This is a genomic window from Novipirellula rosea (assembly GCF_039541335.1).
Classification (GTDB): Bacteria; Planctomycetota; Planctomycetia; order Pirellulales; family Pirellulaceae; genus Novipirellula; species Novipirellula rosea.
On record NZ_BAABGA010000018.1, the window covers coordinates 1 to 17660 of the forward strand.

Annotated in this window: 15 protein-coding genes; 9 read left to right on the plus strand and 6 right to left on the minus strand. The window is 56.2% G+C overall.

The annotated features are described in order from the left end of the window. Nucleotides 1–256 precede the first annotated feature (256 nt). Nucleotides 257–745 carry a hypothetical protein gene (locus ABD971_RS06685; RefSeq protein ID WP_345320583.1) on the minus strand — a complete coding sequence of 163 codons (489 nt, stop codon included), beginning with the start codon at nt 743–745 and terminating at the stop codon, nt 257–259. A 396-nt stretch (nt 746–1141) separates the two neighbouring features. Here ABD971_RS06685 and thiC point away from each other — a divergent pair, with 396 nt between their 5' ends. Then, on the plus strand, nt 1142–2494 hold the full coding sequence (gene thiC / locus ABD971_RS06690) for a phosphomethylpyrimidine synthase ThiC (protein ID WP_339937178.1): 1353 nt from the start codon (nt 1142–1144) through the stop codon (nt 2492–2494). Nucleotides 2495–2847: 353 nt separating this feature from the next. On the opposite strand, the gene ABD971_RS06695 is transcribed toward thiC, so the two are convergent. The 4 genes from ABD971_RS06695 to ABD971_RS06710 form a co-directional block, all read right to left on the minus strand. After that, nucleotides 2848–4149 carry an MFS transporter gene (locus tag ABD971_RS06695; RefSeq protein ID WP_345320585.1) on the minus strand — a complete coding sequence of 434 codons (1302 nt, stop codon included), beginning with the start codon at nt 4147–4149 and terminating at the stop codon, nt 2848–2850. Between the two features lie 149 nt (nt 4150–4298). Beyond that, nucleotides 4299–4664, minus strand: coding sequence for a hypothetical protein (locus ABD971_RS06700; protein ID WP_339936725.1), 366 nt, complete (start codon nt 4662–4664; stop codon nt 4299–4301). A 44-nt stretch (nt 4665–4708) separates the two neighbouring features. After that, nucleotides 4709–5521 (minus strand): 4-hydroxy-tetrahydrodipicolinate reductase, encoded by an 813-nt coding sequence (gene dapB / locus ABD971_RS06705; RefSeq protein WP_339936723.1) that lies wholly within the window; start codon nt 5519–5521, stop codon nt 4709–4711. A gap of 235 nt (nt 5522–5756) precedes the next feature. Further along, nucleotides 5757–7274: a pectate lyase gene (locus ABD971_RS06710; protein ID WP_345320592.1), complete on the minus strand. Its 1518-nt coding sequence runs from the start codon at nt 7272–7274 to the stop codon at nt 5757–5759. Between the two features lie 500 nt (nt 7275–7774). Between ABD971_RS06710 and ABD971_RS06715 the strand changes: the two genes are divergently transcribed. From ABD971_RS06715 to ABD971_RS06725, 3 genes are all read left to right on the plus strand, one after another. Beyond that, nucleotides 7775–9373 (plus strand): OprO/OprP family phosphate-selective porin, encoded by a 1599-nt coding sequence (locus tag ABD971_RS06715; RefSeq protein WP_339936720.1) that lies wholly within the window; start codon nt 7775–7777, stop codon nt 9371–9373. A 75-nt stretch (nt 9374–9448) separates the two neighbouring features. Then, nucleotides 9449–10033: a hypothetical protein gene (locus ABD971_RS06720; RefSeq protein WP_345320595.1), complete on the plus strand. Its 585-nt coding sequence runs from the start codon at nt 9449–9451 to the stop codon at nt 10031–10033. A gap of 100 nt (nt 10034–10133) precedes the next feature. Next, nucleotides 10134–10724 (plus strand): HAD family hydrolase, encoded by a 591-nt coding sequence (locus tag ABD971_RS06725; RefSeq protein ID WP_339936715.1) that lies wholly within the window; start codon nt 10134–10136, stop codon nt 10722–10724. 87 nt (nt 10725–10811) lie between these two features. Here the strand turns inward: ABD971_RS06725 and purD are convergent, their stop codons facing one another. Further along, on the minus strand, nt 10812–12110 hold the full coding sequence (purD, locus tag ABD971_RS06730) for a phosphoribosylamine--glycine ligase (RefSeq protein ID WP_345320597.1): 1299 nt from the start codon (nt 12108–12110) through the stop codon (nt 10812–10814). Nucleotides 12111–12907: 797 nt separating this feature from the next. On the opposite strand from purD, the gene ABD971_RS06735 reads away from it, so the two are divergent. From ABD971_RS06735 to cyoE, 5 genes are all read left to right on the plus strand, one after another. Continuing rightward, entirely contained in the window at nt 12908–13669 is a 762-nt protein-coding gene (locus ABD971_RS06735) for a methylamine utilization protein (RefSeq protein WP_339937177.1), read from the plus strand. A gap of 221 nt (nt 13670–13890) precedes the next feature. Further along, complete coding sequence (locus tag ABD971_RS06740) at nt 13891–15132, plus strand: cytochrome c (RefSeq protein WP_345320599.1); 1242 nt, start codon at nt 13891–13893, stop codon at nt 15130–15132. Nucleotides 15133–15240: 108 nt separating this feature from the next. Beyond that, complete coding sequence (locus ABD971_RS06745; protein ID WP_339936711.1) at nt 15241–15420, plus strand: hypothetical protein; 180 nt, start codon at nt 15241–15243, stop codon at nt 15418–15420. A gap of 53 nt (nt 15421–15473) precedes the next feature. Then, nucleotides 15474–16553: a COX15/CtaA family protein gene (locus tag ABD971_RS06750; RefSeq protein WP_345320602.1), complete on the plus strand. Its 1080-nt coding sequence runs from the start codon at nt 15474–15476 to the stop codon at nt 16551–16553. 17 nt (nt 16554–16570) lie between these two features. Then, nucleotides 16571–17659, plus strand: coding sequence for a heme o synthase (cyoE, locus tag ABD971_RS06755; protein ID WP_345320604.1), 1089 nt, complete (start codon nt 16571–16573; stop codon nt 17657–17659). Nucleotide 17660: the final 1 nt, after the last annotated feature.

The window sequence follows — 17660 nt, forward strand, 5'->3', positions numbered from 1 at the left end:
GCTTACATTCAGTTACGAATGCGGCACGAATATGGTTTATGCTAGCTTGAAAGGGCTCGGCGTAAGCCACCGGTGCCGAATTTTAGCCTATGTTCTCGCGTCTGCGATTGGCGGCGAAGCCGCCAATCGCAGACGCGAGAAGGGGGTGGTGACGCAGTCCGGGGGTTAACGGCAGGAATTGTGCCGCCCTCTGGGCTATAACATCAACCTATAAATCGCACGTCGCAAGGGACGGTCCCATGGCATTGCAAACGACTCAGGTAGCTTCAATCTTAAGAATCTGCCTGCGGACATTTGGCAGCATCGCGTAGCGTGGATTGCCCGACGCATCGACTCCTGCATCAGGAACGACTCGCAGGAACTTTAGATCGAAACGATTCTCAAGCTTCGCCATGATCGCCTTGAGTGACCGCATCTTGTTCTTGGGCAGATCCAGCAACAAGTCTAACTCCGGCAACGACTGGGCGTCTTCAGCAGCGTTGGCAATGCGAACCAGATGCTTCCAGATATGGCGTTGCTTGATTCGCCGCAACTTCATCGGCAGCGGCAGCGCCGCCACGTCTTCGCCTTGGGGCTTGCTTGGACTGTCGGCGTCCGCCGCGAGTCGGTTGCCCTTGCGTCCGCGCCGTCCCACGCTGTCATTTGCATCGCGATCACAATCCGGAGCATTGATCGCCGATCGCAATTGCTTGATTGCTTTGCGGCAATCATTCGTGTCGTCAAGATTTACCATTAGGTAGGGCATCGTTAGCCTTTCAATAAGATTAGGTTGTAGCACGCACTCACACCCGCCATTTGCGTGAGCAAAGCTTACGCAGCACGCAAGCATTGTACGCAAAGATCTCATGCGATCAAGGACTAATCCGCTCGACGGATCGCTCTACCGTAAACCTGACGCTGCGGAGCAGCGGTAAGCCGAAGTTTTTGCGTGAAGGACACTTCGCAACACTCCTGCTAGCTCTTCGGTGTTCCAGTAAGGTTTCGAACTCGGTAATCGGGCTAATTTGGTGGGAAATTGAGATCTCGGGGGATCGAGAGCCGGGTACATGCCCGGACGCCTACTCGATTTCGCTCTGGCAGCGTATAAACAGGGCTCCGATCTCGACGTTACTGAGACGGCACAGCAAAGAATCATCCGAGGCTGGCCGTCCGATGGAGCAAAAACATGAGCAAAACACAAATTTTGGCGGCACGCGCAGGCGAAATTACTCCCGAAATGGAGTTCTGTGCCAAACGAGAAGAACTCGCCGTCGAACTGATCCGTGACGAAGTCGCGGCTGGACGAATGGTCATCCCTGCAAACAAGGTCCACGCCGCCGGGGCTCTCGAGCCGATGTGCATCGGGATCGCGGCAAAATGCAAGATCAACGCGAATATCGGCAACAGTGCCGTGACCAGTAACGCCGGCGAAGAGCTGCAAAAACTGCACACCGCGGTCCACCACGGTGCCGATACCGTGATGGATTTGTCGACCGGCAAAGACATCGACAACATTCGCCGTCAGATCATCGAAAAGAGCCCCGTGCCGATCGGAACCGTACCGATCTACCAAATGCTCGAAGAACTCGGCGGCAACATCGAAGACATGACCGCCCAGCACTTCTTGGACATGGTCGAGCACCAAGCCAAACAGGGCGTCGATTACATGACCGTCCACTGTGGCGTCAAACTCGAGCATCTGCATTTGAGCGTCAACCGCGTGACCGGAATCGTCAGCCGTGGTGGATCGCTGATCTCGAAATGGATGATGGCTCACAACAAACAAAATCCGCTGTACACCGCCTTTGATGATCTGTGCGACATCATGCGCGAGTACGACGTGACCTGGTCGCTTGGCGATGGACTTCGACCGGGTTCGATCGCGGATGCTTCGGATGCCGCTCAATTCGCTGAACTCGAAGTACTCGGTGAATTGACCAAACGGGGTCAAGACAACGGAACGCAAGTCATGGTCGAGGGACCGGGACACATTCCGATGCACCAAATCCAAATGAACATTGAAAAGCAGATCGAGCTTTGCAATGGCGCACCGTTCTACGTGCTTGGCCCATTGGTGACCGATATCGCGCCGGGTTACGACCACATCACCAGCGCCATCGGCGCCGCGATGGCGGGTTGGCACGGAGCTGCGATGTTGTGCTACGTGACGCCGAAAGAGCACCTTGGACTACCTAACGAAGAAGACGTCAAGCAAGGCGTGATCGCTTACAAGATCTCGGCTCATGCAGCCGACGTTGCTCGCGGACGCAAGGGAGCCCAAGACCGTGACGACGCGCTCAGCCGAGCCCGTTTCGCGTTCGATTGGAACGAGCAGTTCCGATTGTCATTGGATCCGGAAACCGCACAGCGTTACCACGACGAAACGCTGCCGCAGGACACGTTCAAGAGCGCCCACTTCTGCAGCATGTGCGGACCGAAGTATTGCTCGATGAAAATCACCGAAGACATCCGCAAGATGGCCAATGAAGGGCAGCTCGTCGAAATCAAAGACTAGTTTTGCGGGGTGCAAAACAGAGGGGTGGTCGTAGCGGAAGTCGTCAAGACTTTCGTTACAGCCGCTCGACGGTCTGAAACGTGCGAGTTAGCACTTCTTCCTCACACTTGCCATCGACAACGCATTCGAGAGACATAAAGCCCAGGGTTGCGACCAGCACTCTGGGCTTTTTTCATGGACGCTGGGCTTTTTTCGTGGACGCTGGGCGGTACTCGTTCACCGGCAGCGGCCCTGGAGAATCCGAGATGGCAGCGTGCAAGTTCAGGGTCACCAACCCTTCGCCGAAAATCTCGCTGGAGGCTCAGGTTTTCGACCCTCCGATCTTCGTTGGGAGGGTGAATAAAAGATGTCGTTTACTCGCTGGCGGCGATATCGGCGCCACTGCCGATCAAGATGCCGGTGCCTCGCAATTGCCACAGAAAGAACGCGGCTCCGGCGGCCATCAAGATGCTGCTGAGCATGAAGATGTGCTGAGGAGAATCGCCAAACGCGGGACGAATCGCCCAGTACAGCAGAGCCGCGACGGTTAAAAACACAAACGAGACGGCGTTCGCAGTCCCCAAGAACCGGCCTCGCTCGCTATCGGGCGACATGTATTGCAGCAGAGCTTGTAGCGGAACGATATAGAATCCGGCAAAAAAGCCCGCTCCGAAGATGAAGAAGCCGACGTTACTGAGCGCCACTCGCAGCATCGGCTGCAAATCGGGAAGCGACGGCGGTACAAATGACAACAGCGCAAAGAAGACCACCAAACCGGCGGCTCCGATCGGGATCAATCTTGGTTCGATGCGGTGCCCGGAAATCAGCCCGGCAACGGCACAGCCCACTCCAATCGAAACTCCCAGAACTCCCATCAACATACTGGCTTCGGTGCTCGAAATTTTGAGAACCGCGGTATATTCGGGAACGATAAACAACGCGATTCCGGCCAGCAGGTAAAAATAGCCCCACGCCATCATCACCATCAGCAGCCGCGTCTTGGACATCTCGCGTACGGTGGTGACGTAAGTGGTGAGCGGATTGAAATCAAATTTTGCATCGCGATCGCCTGTGGGTAGCGGAGTCAGCAAGAAGGCCGACGCAAGTCCCGCGATCGCGATCAAGACCAACACCACGATCGGCAACCAAACCAGCCCACTCGTTTGCTCACGGAAATAGGCGTTACTGACCACGCCGGCGACCAGCGTTCCGACGATCACGGCGACGTTGGTCATCATATTGATCGTGCCGTTGGCGCGGCTGAGATCCGACGCATCGACCAGCTCGGGAATCATGCCGTACTTTGCCGGCCCAAAGAACGAGCTTTGACAGGTCAACGCCAACAGTGCCAGCAGCGTGACCCACAAACTGCCCATCATGAACCCGATTCCGGCGAGGATAACGATCGGGATCTCGATGACTTTCACCCACATCGTCACGGTTCGCTTGGAATAGCGATCGGCGATTTGGCCGGCATAGCCCGACAGAAAGATAAAGGGCAGCGTGAAACAGATCCCCACGATCCCTTGGCCCCCTTCGCCGAGATCGCCGGCCCACAAGCCGCCTTGAATCACCATGAACGTCAAAACGCCCTTGAGCACGTTGTCGTTCATGGCTCCGAAAAACTGGGCGGCGAGCAGTCCGAGAAAACCGCGTCTGAGGAGGTGGCTTGGCACGTTTTTTCGCTTGATGAAGGGTCACGTTCGGGGGACCGCGAAATCTTAGCAGAAACGCCCCTCGCGCCGCGACGCCGATGAGAACCGAGGGCAGGGCAGGGGAGCACTGAATGGGCGGATTCACCAAAAACACACAAACGCCACCCTATTTAGTGGCGATAGCGGTCGATCACTTCGGGCAGCGGGTAGGCGGTAACGTCTCGATCTCCGTCGCTGGCGGCAATCTCACGCAGTCGCTCGTAGCCGCGCGTGAGCAACGCGACTCGCTCGGCCGCAAAATCGGGATCTAAATTCGCCAACCCCATTTCGCCCGGGACCACGACACGTTCAAAGTCCGGATGGTCGATAAATTGAGCAAGCACGGGGTTACAACGAAGGTGCCGCTCGGGGGTCGTGTGCAGCACCTCGGGGTCGAGTTCACCGATCACATAGCGAAGGTACAGATCACTGTCGACGATCGCAGCCACGTCTTGGCCGCAGACTTCACACAGATAACCTTGATCACACTTTGCCATTCGATTTTTTTCAGTACCGAGGGCAGAAGCCCTTTCCGAACAACCTACGACTCGAGTCCTAGCACGTCGAACATGTTGTAGAGTCCCTTCGGGCGACCTTGCAGCCATTTTGCGGCTGCCAGAGCTCCGGCGGCGTAACAATCGCGGTTGCTGGCGGCGACGTTCAGTTCAATTTTTTCGCCAAGCATTCCGAACACGATCGTATGCTCGCCAGGATTGTCACCAACGCGGACGGCGTGGTAACCGATCTCGTTCCGGGTTCGTTCGCCGGTGTGACCTTCGCGGCCATGAACATGAAGCGTTTCGTCGCTCAGTTTTTTGCCAATCAATTCACCAAACTTCAGCGCCGTGCCGCTGGGGGCGTCGGCTTTGAAGCGATGGTGACGCTCGATGATTTCGACATCCAAGCCGCCCTGGACATCGCCAAGCGTATCGGCCACCTGTTCGGCCAGTTTCATCGTCAAATTGACCGCCAACGACATGCTGGGAGCCCAAACAATGGGAATCAGCGTTGCCGCAGCTTGCAGTTTTGTTTTCTGCTCGTCGCTCAGCCCGGTGGTAGCGACAACGAGCGGCGTGCTGGCTTCGACACACGTTTCGATGCAATGATTCAGCGCTTCGGGAAGCGAGAAATCGATCACCACGTCGACTTCTTCGGGCCAATCCGAGGCAAGGGACACGCCGATCGGAGCGAACCCCGCGACTGCTCCGGCATCTTGGCCGAGCAGCGGGTTTCCGGCGTGATCGATCGCGGCAACGATTTGGAATTCGGTATCTTCCGAAGCCAGGGCAACGACGCGTCGCCCCATTCGTCCCGCGGCACCATGAACAGCAAGTTTGATTGATGTAGTAGTCATACGGCTAATGTAACGCGTCACCGACCCTTGGGGTAGCGGAATAGGGATACTGAATCTTTGTTCAAAATCGGTGTCAAATACGTCTGTCCGACTTGATTGCTCTGCAGCCGATGAATTTTGGGGTGGGTCGTCGCGGAAGCCACACGTGATTTTCGTTGTCTTTTGCGAATGCCGCGAGTTTCCCCCGAGACCTCGAAACTCTTGACGAGTTCCGCTACATTTGCGGCGTCATCGCTCAGTTTTGCTCGAGATACTGGCTGAGCAATTCGATGTTCGCAATCATGGTTGCCGAGGAGACGACGCCTTCCTTCGGCGTCACCTTTTTCCCCTGCTCGTCGCGTACAAAGCCCTGCTCGAGCCAACCGCCGCTGCTTGATTGCGATTGAATCACGGCAACCGCCTGTTCACCGCTCACCTTATTTTGAGCAGCCAAAGGCTTCCCTGACGCGAGGGCTTGATAGTCTCGCTCGATCTCGTCGAGATGGGAATCGACGACGAAACCATAATGGTCGGGCATGCTGCGGTCATCGTAGGTGAATTGATAATCTTTGCTGAAATAAATCGGACGATTCGTTTTGAGTTCGTAGTAGCGAGCGAGCCTGCCATCGCTGCGCAGACAAGTCCGCAAATATTCGATCGCCCGGGGCAGCGGTTTTAGATAACGCTGCTCACCGGTTTCGCGGTACAAGACCAACAAGGTTCGCAGTGCATCCTGAGACTCGCGGCCGGAAATCGCAGGCGGCTCAAATTGGCGATCCCACACCGGATGCATGTGCCGATCGTACTGCTGAGCCCAGGCAGGCTGCGGCTCGGGCATTTGCGCACGCAACAAAAAATCGCCTCCCGTCATCGCACTGCTGCGGTACTGCTGGTCGTCGTAAACACTCGCGGCAAACAACATCGTTTCGACCATATTTTGCGTAATGCGGTCGTTCAGCATGTAGCATCCTTCGTACGTCTTGGCCCATGTCCGGCTCCACGATTCGGGATAGCTCGCGGCGAGCACGGGGTAGTGATCGATGCTAGGCGGCTGGGCTGAAAATCGATCGTAGTTGTGCCCCCATGCGCCACCGGGATACTGAGCCATGCTGGTCGACCGCAGCGCATACTCGGCCGCTTCGTGGACGGTCGCGTCCTTGAACCCGAGCGTTTGATCTAAATCGCACAGGAACCGAATCGCACAAGGCGTGGTGTCGTCATCAATAAGCGTCATATTGGTTTTGAATTGCCGGTTTCTCCACACTTCCCAACCGCCGGGATAAGGCGTCGAAGCGGTGGTGAATGCACCGGAAAGCGAATCGCCGGAGCGATTCAGCAACACACGGTAGGGCAGACGGGCACGCAGCGCAGGATCAAATTCGATCGAGTATCCCCAACCGCCACTTTGCAATTGCCCCTGAATCAATGCATCGCCGACTGCCTTGGCCGCATCTAAATGAATCGCGTCACCCGTCGCACGATAAGCGGCTAAGAAAGCGAGTCCGACGGCAGGGGTTCCTGGCGGCTGAACCCAAACGCGATTGGCTCCGGCGACACCTTCACCATGACTGTAACGTCCGTCGACACTGGAGACCCAGGCATAGCCTCCATGATCGGCAATCCGCTGCCTCATCAATTGTGTCGCCTGATATAGCGACCGTTTCACCTGATCACGTGATGGTAACGATTGTGCGGGAGAAAACGATTGTAAAGCCACGACCAGCATCGCCAGTCCCCCCCAACGAAGGATCGCCAAATTAAATGCTCGGTTCATGGGGCGGTTTTCCGATAAGGGAGGGACTTCACCTATTTTTCACACAGCCGATCTCGTCGAGACGGTCTGTGGCAAAAACGAGAACAAAACGGTGGCAGAACACCGAAGACGAGACGGATTGGATCAGCCGTCAGCACAGTGAAAGCAATGCTTTCACCTAAACTTCATAATGTCTTGCCGATTGTAGTGGTTCTAAGCATACACAGCATTGATCCCACTAGAAAAACTGAATCGATCGTAAAGTTGCAATTTTCCGGCAGATGCGAATTGGCACACTTCGAATGGGTGAGTCAATCGCCCCGGTCCGATAACCCTAGTGCCGGGAATCTCATTGACCGCGACTGCGTTTTCCACACCGCGGTTGGGGAAACGGGTGTTTCCAAGTGCCAACAGGAGGTTGGCTTTTCAGAACGGCAGATAAGTGACTGGCCCTTTCCGAAGGTCCCCACCCCAACGGAATGGCCAGCACTGCCACTACAATTACATGGAAGTTTAAGGCGATGCGAATCACGTTTCGTACCAACCAATTGCAAGCCAAGCTTGCAGCCGCGGGAGTCTTCTTGGCTTTCGTGACCAACAGTGCCGGAGTGGTGTTCGGCGACGGCCCCCTCACGTTCCCAACGATGAGCGGAAGTCAAATTCAGGCAACGAACTACAATCAACCTTTCGGTCTGTTAGATGACGGAGAGATTGGCCGAGAAGAATCAAGCGAACCAGTCGAAGAACCGATCGTCGAGTCGGTACCGGCAGCGGACTACAAAAAGCTGCTTGAACGCGTCGACGACATGGAATCGTCTTGGGAGAAATACCAAGACAAGCTCGCTGAGGAATCGGCGGAGAAGAAAAAGAAGCCGACCATGAAGATCAGTGGTCGTGTGCACTTGGACAACTGGAACTTCCTCGAGTCCGACGCGGGTACCAATTTCTTGGAAACCGGCGATCCGCTGGATGATCCCGAGGACCGCTGGGATTTCCGTCGTTTGCGGATCGAATTGTCCGGCGACATCCCTAACAACATGCTGTACCGGTTGCAGGTCGATTTTAACAATCCAAGCGCGCCCGAACTCAAAGACGGCTACATCGGCTGGAAAAACCTACCTGGCAATCACACACTGTTGCTGGGTAACCAGAAACGTCCGATCGGCTTGGACCATCTAAACAGTAGCCGTCACAACGTGTTCGCCGAACGTCCATTGGCGGTTGAAACGTTCAACGAAGACGCTCGTCGTCTTGGTGCAGCGATGTACGGCTATAGCGACGACGAAATGTTCAACTGGCGATACGGTGTTTTCTTGCTAGAAAACATTGCCACTGATGGCCGTTACCGCGGTGACGACATGCAGGCCGGCGTGTATGGCCGGTTGGCGGCGAGCCCCTGGTACGACGAAATCAGTGGCGGCCGCGGCTATTTGCACCTGGCAATCGCTGGATCCGCAAACGATACCGATCCCGACGGCCAAACCGACGCGGACCAAAACAGCAACGAAGCTCGTTTCCGCACGCGTCCATTAGCGCGATCCGATTCACGTTGGTGGAACACCAATCGCATCCTGGGTGCCGAGGACTACCAACAACTCGGCTACGAATTCATGCTCAATATCGGTGCCTTGCAAATCACCAGCGAATACTACGGCAACTGGGTAGGACGCGACGCAGTCGGTGGATTCTCGGGTGAAGACTTGTTCTTCCATGGCGGTTACATCTTTGCATCGTACTTCCTCACCGGCGAACACATTCCGCTGGACCGTGTTTCGGGAACCATCGACCGGGTCAAGCCATTTGAAAACTTCTTCCTGGTTGATCGATGCACCGGAGGCACGGGTTCCGGGTTGGGTGCAGTCGCAGTGGCCCTTCGCTACGACTACCTCGATCTTAGCGACGAAGACATTCGTGGGGGCGATGGCCACGCGGTCACCGCCGGACTTAATTGGTACTGGACCGCCTACTCGAAAGTTCAAACCAACTTGATTTGGGGCTCGATCAACAACGGTGGGCAAGGCCAAGAGAACAGTGGCCCCAGCGGCACCACGGTGCCGTTGGCCGCAGGCGTCGATGGCGACTTCACCGCACTTGGCTTTCGCTTCATGGCCGATTTCTAAGCTTCGCTTGAAAATCGTCCTCTTACCCACCGCGTAAAATTGATCCAATCATTTGTCCAAGGAAGGGACCCAAAAATGTTCTACCAAAAACTCCGAATGACGCTCGCTGCGGGCTTGCTCTCGATCGCTACGATCCCCTTTGTCGCTAACGAAGCGGCTGCTGGATTTGGCCACAAACTGGTCGACCAAACCGGCTGCTGCACCAAATGCCCTGCATGTGACCACGCCTGCAATTTTTCCGTCGATGTCGTCGACGAAACGAAGACTTGCTTTGAAGTCGAATCCAAGGTGATCTGCATCCCGCGAGTCGTGTTTCCTTGGCAAAAGGGAAACTGTGACGCGGTCTGCAACAACGGTGCGAAAACGCGTCGCATCTGCGTGCTGAAGACCAAAGATTACAAGTGCCCGAAGTGCGAGTACTCGTGGTCGGCCGAGAAGAAAGCAACCTGCTGCGACACTCACAGCGGACACAGCCACGGTGGACACCACTCCATCGAACACGCTCCGGTCGAACACGCCCCGGCTCCGCCAGCTCCAATGCCTGCGGAACAGGTGGCTCCGGAAGCCCCCCAGCCGTACTCGCTTCCCTCGCCAGCGCAAGCGTCGCGTCCAACTGAAGACGCATACTACTCGCTGTTCGAAACCATCACGACCCGCTAGTCTAACGGATGAAACGAGAGTGACGTTTTTCAGTGGCCAATCTCGCAAGAGGTTGGCCACTTTCGTTATTGGATACTTCCTGAATACGACGGACCAACAAGTGAACGACCTTAGCCGCTACGGCGGACTGATCTTTGACTGTGACGGAACGCTCACCGATTCGATGCCGCTGCACTTCGAAGCATGGCGTGAAACGATGGCCCGTTTCGGCATCGAGTTTACCGAACAGCGGTTTTACAGCATGGCAGGCATGCCCACTGATAAAATCATTCGCGTCTTGGCAGACGAACAATCGGTCGACGTTGACCCCGAGGTGGCGGGCGCTGAAAAGGAACTCGCCTTTCGCCAGCGGATCCCGCGGCTAACGCCACTGCAACGCGTCTGCGATATTGCACGTGCCTACCACAACGTCGTGCCGATGGCGGTGGCCAGCGGTGGTGACCGCGAAGGCGTGTGGGCCCAAATCAAACACTTGCAAATGGAATCGTTGTTTGCCGCCGTCGTCACGGCAGAGGACACCAAGAAACACAAACCGGAACCCGATGTGTTCCTAAAGGCCGCAGAGTTGTTGAAGGTCGCGCCGGAAACCTGTCTCGTTTTCGAAGATTCGCCGCTCGGATTGGACGCCGCCGCGCGAGCCTCGATGGACTGTGTCGATGTCCGCGACTTTACGTTTTACCAGGCGGGCTGATTATCAGGCGGGCTGAGCGACAGCCGCACTCACAGGCTGCGCCAGCCTGTGAGTGTGAGACGGACTTCGCGTCGGTCGAGGATGCGATTACTTGGAATGTTCGAGCGCCTTGTCGCTGATATCTTTGCGACACCAGGCACCTTGCCAGCGAATCTCTTTGACCGCCTTGTAGGCTTGCAGTTTCGCACCGCTGATCGAATTTCCGATCGCGGTCACGCCAAGCACACGGCCGCCGGCGTTGACCACGTTCCCATCCTGCAGTGCAGTACCGGCATGAAATACTTTGACGTCGGTTAGCTCCGCAGCGCGGTCCAACCCGGTGATCACGCGGCCTTTTTCGTAGTCGCCAGGGTAACCTTCGCTGGCCATCACGACACAAATGCTGGGGCGTTCGTCCCACTGCAGTGGTTCAAGTTCACCGAGGCGTCCGTCGATCGTCGCTTCGATCACATCGACCAAATCGGTCTTCAAACGCATCAACAGCGGTTGGCACTCGGGGTCGCCGAACCGCACATTGAACTCGAGCACTTTCGGGCCGGCCGAGGTCAGCATCAAACCCGCGTACAGCACACCTTTAAAGGGCCGGCGAGCACGCTTCATTGCATGCACGATCGGAACCAGCACGTCGGCTTCGATTTTTTCCATCATCGCTTCGTCAACGATCGGCGTCGGACAATACGCGCCCATCCCGCCGGTGTTGGGACCGGCATCGCCATCGTAGGCTGGCTTGTGATCCTGGGCGGCGGGCAGCGTCATGATCGTTTCCCCATCGGTGATCGCCAATACGCTTGCCTCTTGCCCGATCAATTTCTCTTCGATGATCAACTCTTTGCCAGCTTCGCCAAATTCGCGTTGATGGGCAATCCGATCGATCGCTTCGAGTGCTTCACTGCGTGTGCTACAAACGATCACCCCTTTGCCCGCAGCCAAACCGTCGGCTTTGACGACCACATGCACCGGATCATTCGGCTCGGAATAGCGATCCTTGATATAGCGAGCCGCATCCTCGGCGTCGCGAAAGGTTCGGTAACCCGCGGTGGGAATATCGGCCATGTGCAGCAAATTCTTGCAAAACACCTTGCTGCCTTCGAGTTCGGCGGCGGCTTTGGAGGGGCCAAATACTTTGAGTCCCTCGTCCTGCATCGCATCGACGAGCCCCGCCACCAAAGGAACCTCGGGGCCGACGACGGTGATGTCGATTTCGTTTTCTTTGGCAAACTTGACCAGCTTTGCGGTCTCGGTGACTTCGATCGGAACATTGATTGCGTCGATCGCGGTTCCCGCATTGCCGGGAGCCACGTAGACCGTTTCCACACGAGGGCTTTGAGCAATCTTCCAAGCGAGCGCATGTTCACGTCCGCCGTTACCAACAATTAAAAATTTCATCGCGGGACCACACTGTCGCAGAGATTCAAGAAAGGAAAAGTCAAAACCCAACCGGTAAATTAGCAAACCAATCAAAAATCGCCACGGTGGGAACCACAATCTCGGCTGGCGCGGACAAGAAATTCTCGCTGCGAAAGCCTGGCGGACCCACCAAGTGTCACCGATTCCCCCCGGCGGATCGCACTGTGGGAATTGGCCAGCTTAAGCGGGCGTAAGCGGTAGACAATTTTCCAATAGCAGCTAAAATGGGTAGCGTCCTGCCGAAGAATGAAATTCTGCTGTCCGCTAAACCCCCCACCCCAAGGACGGCACATTCTTCGCAAAAAACTAGTTTGGTTAGAAGCAGCGACTGAGTTTACGTCCACCGTAGCTCAGTCGCTGCGATAACCTCGCCAGTAAACAGTCCTTCCCTCCCTTTGAATCTCGTGGCTTGCGATGGTTGAAATCGGCGGTAGAAAATCGCTTAAATTGCGTGCGTTCTGCTGACCGGCAACTAGAATTCGCTGTTTGCCGCATGCTCCCCCGTCACGCAAGACAATCGGTCCCTGATCCTCGGTCTCCTGATCCTCCGACTCGACATAGGTCACCATCATGCTGAGGTTAAACGGACACGCTGACCAAATTTCTGGCTGTCTAATGGGGCGGCATTAAAACCAAAAATCGTTACGATTTGAGAACTGAAACCACGCTGATGATCCTGCGGCCGATGACCGCCAAGGATTGAAATCCTCTAACCCTGCTTGGGAGAATTAACGTTGAAGACTCGACGACAAGCTTTGAAAACTCGATTAACTCACATGTTTTGCGGTGTCGCCGCAGCATCTCTGCTGGCCTCGACTGCTGCCGTTTCCAACGCTGCCGATCTGAAACTGCGTTTCGAATACGCAGGTGACGCTGAGGATCCCTCGGCCCTGGTTGTCAACAAAGACGTAGAATTCTGTGGAAAACACCAGATTTTCAACGAACGATTGCTGGTCAACAAAGAGAACAAGGGCATCAAAGATGTCGTGGTTTACGTTTACACCGGCCGCGGTGGATCGAAACTCGACGATGTCCCTGAAAAGAAAAACACTCATGTGTTGGAAAACAATGCCTGTCGCTTTGAACCCCACATCGTGATTTGCCAAACCGGCGACACGCTGAAAGTGACCAACCCCGACGCCGTGGGCCACAATGCGAACCTGCCGTTCTTTAAGAACGCGGCCCAAAACTTCTTGATCCCACCGGGGCAAGACAAATCAGTCGTTCTCGAAGAAACCGAACCTGCGCCAATCCCAGTGGAATGCAACATTCACCCTTGGATGCGAGCCTACGTCGTGGTCCTGGAACACCCCTACGTTGCTAAGAGCGACGAAAACGGTGACCTGGTCATCAAGGACCTGCCCGAAGGCGAGGAATTGACGTTCCGCGTCTTCCACGAAGCGGGCAAAATTGACGATGTCACCATTAACGGCAAAGCTGAAAAATGGTCGCGAAGCCGTTTTGACGTCACCATCAAAGCTGGCGTGAATGACCTTGGAACCGTTGTGGTTCCTGCAGGGGCATTGAGCGCCGAGTAGTTGAGCGCCGAGTAGTTGAGCGCTGAGTAGTTGAGCGGCGAGTAGGGAAACGCGAGTCAAATCGCGATCGATCCCAATCCAACGATTCGTGGCAGGCCCATCCTTGATGTGCCTGCCATTTTTTTTTTGCCGATGCGACAATCCGTGGAGTTTACGGCGGACGGGTTTACGCGGTTCAATAGGGGACGAATCCTTTCCCAAAACTTGCGACCGTTTTCGATATGCCCCCTCTCGTCCGCTCTTTCGTGCTGACCCTCTGTCCGCTGCCGCTGCTGGCTGTGATCACCGGATGTGACGCAAAGATTGAACAATTTGAGCCCAACACGCTTTATTCGCTGACGCTCGCTGAATCGCGGTCGGCGGAGATGGATGCCGCCCAAACCGACACGTCGGCGGTGCTGGAACAGGTGTTTGGAACGCCGAACGAGCCAAAATGGCCGAGCGAACTGCTAAGTGAATCGGCCCGATCGCTGATCGATGTTGACCGACTGGCGAGGTCAGCAGGCCCCATTTCGAGCTTGCAAGACGGCAGCCATCTGGGACTGTATCGCGAACACTGTGTCCATTGCCACGGGCTATCGGGCGACGGGTTCGGCCCTACTTCGTTGGCACTGAATCCCTACCCTCGCGATTTTCGGCATGGCGTTTTTAAATGGAAATCGACACGACGGAATGCCAAACCGACGCGAGCGGACCTTCGTCGCACACTCGTTCATGGCGAAGCGGGCACGGCAATGCCTTCGTTTTCAGTACTGCCCGATGAGGAAATCGACGCACTGGTCGATTATGTGATCTATCTGTCGATTCGTGGCGAAGTCGAACGTGAACTGCTGGCCGAAGCGGTCGAATTGGGCTACGACACGGCGCCTCCCGAAGAGAATTTACGGATCCGCATAGCGAACGCCAGCGATGTGGAATCGGCAAGCGATCCTCAAACCGCAAGCGAAGGCGCCGAGGCCACTCGCGAAATCATTCAGGATGTCGTCAACGATTGGGCCCGCGCCGACGAGACGGTGGTGGAAGTGCCCGCAGCGACAAGCGTTGCCGCGACAAGTGACGGCGATTCGATCGAACGAGGCCGTGAACTGTTCCATGGCCAGATCGCGAACTGCGTCGGTTGCCACGGCCCCCAGGGGAACGGCGCCGCAGTGACGCTGGACTACGATGATTGGACCAAAGAGTACTCGACGCGATTGGGGTTAACGCCGACCGATCGCGATGCGATGAAACCGTTCCGCAAAGCGGGTGCCCCAAAACCACGCCCCCTTGTTCCGCGGCGATTACAAGGCGGCGTATTCCGTGGGGGGGGCGATGGCGAGACACTCTATCGACGGATTACCCAAGGCGTTGCAGGAACCCCGATGCCAAGCTTGGAGGTGACCGAGACCGAGAGCGGCAAAGGATTGACACCGGATCAAGTCTGGGATTTGGTCCGCTATGTTCAATCGCTCGGAAAACCTTAGGCTTGCTGAATTCCCGCTGCCGCAATGCTCGTTGCGTTAGATGTTCGGCGTTTCGATCCTGGTCGCTGGACCTTCCCCCACACACTCTCTGCTGAAACGAACCTTCACATGACTCAAGAAACGTATCGATCGATTGGCGCGATTGTCGGGGTGATCATCGGAGTGGTTTCCATGGCACTGCTCGGCTTTTCGGGGCTGATTGCCGGCTTCTGCTTTGGCGCAGGCGGCGCAGTCCTAGGCGGCATCTTGGGGGAACGCGTTCATTCGATGCGACACAAAAATCGCTAAGTCCGCACCCACGCGCCGCCCCCACGCGACCTTCTTTCGTTAACAAATGCAACATGCAATCTAAAAGCATCCCTCATCACCGTACCGTCCATCGACTGGCCATCCTGACCGTCTGCCTGACTTGGCCGCTGATCTGGGTGGGCGGGATGGTGACGACTTACGACGCTGGAATGGCGGTCCCGGATTGGCCCAACACCTACGGCTACAACCTGTTTTTGTACCCCTATAAAACTTGGTTGTTGGGCCCGTTTGACTTGTTTATTGAACATGGGCACCGCTTGCTGGGTGCGCTGCTTGGATTCACCGCGATTGGCTTGGTCGTGGCAGCTTGGCGGACCGAGCACCGAGGCTGGGTCAAAGGCTTTGCCACGATGATCTTGGTGGCGGTGATCATCCAAGGGGGGCTCGGCGGCATCCGAGTGGTGCTGGGCGACCGCACGTTTGCGATGATCCATGGCACGACCGCCCCGATCGTTTTTGCTCTGACCGTCACGGGGATGGTGATCACCAGCCGCTGGTGGTTCCGTTATTCCGGCAACGCAGGATATCCAGTCAGCAAAGGAAACGAGACGCAATCCGAATCGGCCCCTCAGCCGGAACGAACGGAACCCGATTCGGAAAATTTCGTCGCGTTACCTCGGCTCGCCAAAGGGACGTTTGGAATCCTCTCTCTGCTGGTGGTGACCTGCTATCTGCAACTGGTTTTAGGGGCGAGATTACGGCATTTGCAGCCCACTGGGTCTCCCACAGGCTTTTTACACACAACCGCGACGCATGTCGTGTTGGCGTTTGTGTTGTGGTTGATGGTGGTCGTTGCCTGGGCCCGATTACGCAAGTGCGGCGATTTGACGCTGTCGCGTCCTGGGGTTGCCTTGATAGGATTAGTGGGCATTCAAATTTTGCTGGGTATTGGCACTTGGGTAGTTCACTATGGCTGGCCTGCGTTTCTGGGATGGTTTCCTGGAGCGGAGGGTTATGTCATTGAGTCAAAGAATTACGCCAATGCGTTACTTGTCACTTCGCATGTTGCGACCGGATCTTTGATTCTTGCGGTTTCCACGTTTGCATGGGTCCGTATACTGCGTGTTCGCAACCTGAACATGGCTTCCGTCACGAGCGAAACGGCGACTTAACTAGGAACGAATAAAAAGTGTCGACAGAGATATTAATCGCCGATCCACTGACGCCCTCGTCGGCGAGGGTTCGTTACGTGAGCGAAGGAAAACGAGTGGATAGCCAGCGGGAATCCCACCCTCGAGATGCCGCCCACGAACTTGCCGATGGGCCGGATGATGCTGATGGAGCAGGGCAGGGCAGGGGACAGGCCGCCGCCCCGACAACGACACAGGCTGTTGTGGCGACGCGCCCCAGTCTTTTTTCTGACTATATCCAACTGACCAAACCGCGAATTGTGACCATGATTTTGGTCACGACCGTCGCTTCGGCAATGATCGCGGCAGGCGGATGGATCGCGACGCTCGATATGCTTTGGTTGCTGATGGGCACCGCGATGGTCGCCGGCAGCGCCGGAGCGGCCAACCAGATTTGGGAACGACGCATCGATTGCAACATGACGCGAACCGCGTCGCGGCCGTTGCCGGCCGAGCGAGTCAAGCTGCTACCAGCGATCCTTTACACCGCAGCGCTCGTCGTGATCGGTACTGCGATTCTGGTTTGGCAGTTTGGTTACGCCCCGGCCTTGGCAGGCGTTGCGACCTGGTTGCTTTACGTGCTGGTTTACACTCCGATGAAAACACGCACCGCATGGAACACCACCGTCGGAGCGGTAGCCGGAGCCTTGCCCGTGTTGATGGGCTACACCGCCGCGGGCGGTGGGATCGAAGATTGGACGGGTTGGTTATTGGTCGCGGTTTTGGCCGCCTGGCAATACCCGCACTTCATGGCAATCGCTTGGCTGTACCGCCGCCAATATGGCGAAGCAGGATTCTGCATGTCGACGACGGTCGACCCGAGCGGCCGATCGGCCGGGGCACAAAGCATTGCCGGTTCGATTGCGATCCTGGGCTGTAGTGTCGCGTTGTGCGTGATCCCCGGCGGTTCGATCCCAGCAATGATCATTGCATCGGTGGCTGCGATTTTCGCATGCTACCCGATGCTGCGTGCATCGATTCGCTTCTCCGCGACTCCGGACGACGTGATGGCTCGCAAACTGTTGCGGTCCTCGCTGTTGGTGTTGCCTGCGGTGTTGGCCATTGTGACCGTACGAACGGTGTTGTGAG